Genomic DNA, 3,480 nt, shown 5'->3' with positions numbered 1-3,480 from the left:
TCATAGTTCTTCAACACCGCAACAACCTGCGGAGTCATCAACAGAACCGCCGTCAAGTTCACAATCACCATGCCGGCATTCAACATATCCGCGGTAGTCCACACCAGATCCAGCGAAGAAATCGCGCCGAAGAACACAAACACCAGAACCAGCGCACGGAAAATAGTCATCGGCAGCTTACGCTCAGTCACGAAACGCATATTCGACTCGCCGTAGTAGTAGTTACCAATCACAGTCGAGAACGCAAACATGAAAATCGCGATAGTCAGGAAGTGAACCGCCCAATCGCCCAGCTGCATAGCCAAAGCCGACTGAGTCAGCGACGCGCCACGAGAACGATCACCATAGGTAGGGTTCGACAGCAGAACAATAAACGCGGTCACGGTACACGCCATCATCGTGTCAAAGTAAACACCCAGAGTCTGCACATAACCCTGCTTAGCCGGGTGAGAAATAGTAGCGGTCGCACCAGCGTTCGGAGCAGTACCCATACCCGCCTCGTTAGTCAGCAGGCCACGCTTCATACCCCAAATCACAGCACCCATGGTACCGCCGGTCACGAACTCCTTAATGCCGAAAGCACCCTGGAAAATCATCAGCAGCATATTCGGAACCTCAGAGATGTTCAGCAGAACAACCAGCAGACCCAGCAGCAGATACAGCACCGCCATAATCGGAACCAGCCACTCAGTCACCGAAGAAATCGCGCGAATACCACCGAAAATAATAGCCGCAGTCAGCGCCACCATAATCAGACCAATAGTGATGCGGAAGCCCATCGAGTTAGTACCCGAAACATCAATGCTGAACGAGTTCGCCGCAGCATCCACCACAGCATTCGTCTGAACCGCCACAAACACAAACGCATAAGTGACCACAATGAACGCCACAAAGATGTAACCCATCCACGGAGCATTCAGACCGCGCTTCATGTAGTACGCCGGACCACCAATATAGGAATCCTTACCGCGCTCCTTGTACAGCTGACCCAGAAGGGACTCCGCGAAAGCAGAAGCCGCACCAACAGCAGCAATAACCCACATCCAGAACACCGCACCCGGGCCGCCCATAGCAATAGCCAAAGCAACACCCGCAACAGTACCGGTACCCACACGAGAAGCCGCCGACACAGTAAACGCACGGAACGAAGAAATACCCTTCTTGCCGTCAGCCTCACGAGCAACCGGGTCACCCAGGACGCGAATCATTTCCTTAACGGAACGCCACTGCACGCCGCGAGTACGAATCGTAATGTACAGACCAGCCGCAATCAGAGCGTAGTAGAGGAAATTGCTCCACATCCAGTTCTGCACAGCATCCACGAAGGAGGTCAGTCCCGCAGTATGCGTATTAATGTCCCCGATGATATTCAGAAGAAAATCCACTCGGTACTCCAATCTTGAAAGCAAAAAGCCCCGCACGCTCAAACCTGAAAGACAGATAACGTGTGGGCTACATCGCTGGGTGGTGCGGACTCATGCCGCGCAACGGAGCCAAATACACTCCGCATGATTAGTCACCCCATTGTGTCGGGTGCAACCCCCGCTAGGCAACTTAAAAAGGGTCGTAATCCAAAATGTAACGAATACTTAATATATGGGCAGAGTAAATATAGATCCCACGAAGGTGTCATCTGTCCCATAAAAATACCCGGCACAAGGTCGAATACCTCGCACCGGGCATAGCGAATAAGCAGGAGTATCGGTAGGGTTATGAACGTTCGGGCTTCACAAACGGGAACGACAAAACCCCACGAATCTGTGTCTGAGCCAACAGCATCACCAAACGGTCCACGCCCAGACCCAAACCACCCGTCGGCGGCATACCCGTCTCCAAGGCGTAGAGGAAATCCTCATCCACCTCCATCGCCTCCAAGTCACCCGAAGCCGCCTTCAACGACTGCTCCGTCAGGCGCTCACGCTGCACCAGCGGATCCGCCAATTCGGAATACGCACAGCCCATCTCCATGCCGTTGATCACCAAATCCCAACGCTCCGCCAAACCCGGAACACTACGATGCGGTGCCGCAAGCGGACTCGTCTCTGCAGGGAAATCCGTATAGAACGTCGGCTCCACCGTATGCGCCTCAACCAGCTCACCATACAGCTCCTCAACGATAGCTCCCGGGCCCATACCCTCATGAACACGCACACCGTACTGCTGCGCCAGGGACAGCAACTCCTCAAAATCCGTCTGCACATCCACGCGGCGACCCAGCGCCTCCGACAGGGCATCACACACCGACACCACACGCCACGGACCCGACACATCAGACACCGTGCGCTCACTCGAAGCCTTATGCCCCAGGGGCAAAGACACCGAACCAAACACCGCCTGGGCGGCATCCTTAATCAGACGCTCCGTCAACTCACGCATCTGCACATAATCCGCGTACGGACGATACGCCTCAAGCACCGTAAACTCCGGATTATGGGTCGCATCAGCACCCTCATTACGGAAATCACGGCCCAACTCATACACCGGTCCACTGCCGCCGACCACCAGACGCTTCAGGTACAGCTCCGGCGCAATACGCAACGTCAAATCCTCACCATACGCATTGATATACGTGCGGAATGGACGCGCACTCGCGCCACCGTGCACCGTATGCAGAATCGGGGTCTCTACCTCAAGGAAACCCTCCGCATCCAGTCGGGCACGCAACGCCTTAATCACCGCGGTGCGCAAACGCAGGTTCCGCATCTGATCCGGATGCACCAACAGGTCCGTGGAACGGCGACGCAGGCGCGCCTCCGGATCAGTAAAGGAGTCGAAGGGGATAGGATGCAGGCTCTTCGACGCCATGCTCCAGGAGGAAGCAATCAGTGAGCAGGTGCCGGTGCGGCTCGTCCCGTAGGTGCCCTGTACGGTGATGATGTCACCGGTATCCAAGTTGCGGGAGGCGAGGCTCAGCGGGCGCTCGCCCACCAGGCTGCGTTCCATGATGACCTGCAGGGTTTTGTCACCTTCAATAAGAGTCACAAAGAGAACTCCACCGTGGTTGCGAAGCGCGCGAACACGCCCCGAAACCATGAATTCCGAATCTGGAATATTTTCAGAAGAGAATATACGCAGAGCATCCTTAACACCCAGCACAGAGGCAGCAGTACCAGCCTTTTCACCGCCCAGCGGATACGGCTCCATACCCGCCGCACGCAGTGCTTCCAGATGGCGCAGACGATGCTGAGTCTGATCGCTACGCGACACCTCAGGAAGCTCTTCCACAGTAGCGAGCTGCATCTGGCGAAGAGCCTCCAGCTCACCGGCAGAAAGAACCTGCTCCTGATCCCGCAGGCGGCGCGCCGACAGATTCGGCAAGAAACCCTCCGCCATGCCCGCAGCAAACACAACATTCACCATCGCCAACGTCGGCTCCGTCGCCAAAAAACGAGGAACCCACAGCGGGGCAAACTTCAGATTGAAACGATACAGGCGGCGCAACTGCAGAAAACGATCCAGCACACCCAAAGAGCGGGAAGC

General features: G+C 55.8%; 2 protein-coding genes. Both read right to left on the bottom strand.

Features of this window, described 5'->3' with window-relative positions; all coding sequences use genetic code 11:
* The coding region (locus tag Q0216_RS10285) for a sodium:alanine symporter family protein (protein ID WP_298595185.1) at positions 1–1,385 on the bottom strand (1,385 nt) is incomplete at its 3' end.
* Positions 1,386–1,710: 325 nt separating this feature from the next.
* Positions 1,711–3,480, bottom strand: a 1,770-nt coding sequence (lysX, locus tag Q0216_RS10280; RefSeq protein WP_298595182.1) for a bifunctional lysylphosphatidylglycerol synthetase/lysine--tRNA ligase LysX, incomplete at its 5' end; no start/stop codon positions are given.

It is taken from the genome of uncultured Rothia sp. (assembly GCF_937976295.1).
GTDB lineage: Bacteria > Actinomycetota > Actinomycetes > Actinomycetales > Micrococcaceae > Rothia.
The sequence above is the reverse complement of the archived record's forward strand: the minus strand, read 5'-3'. Positions and strand labels throughout refer to the sequence as shown.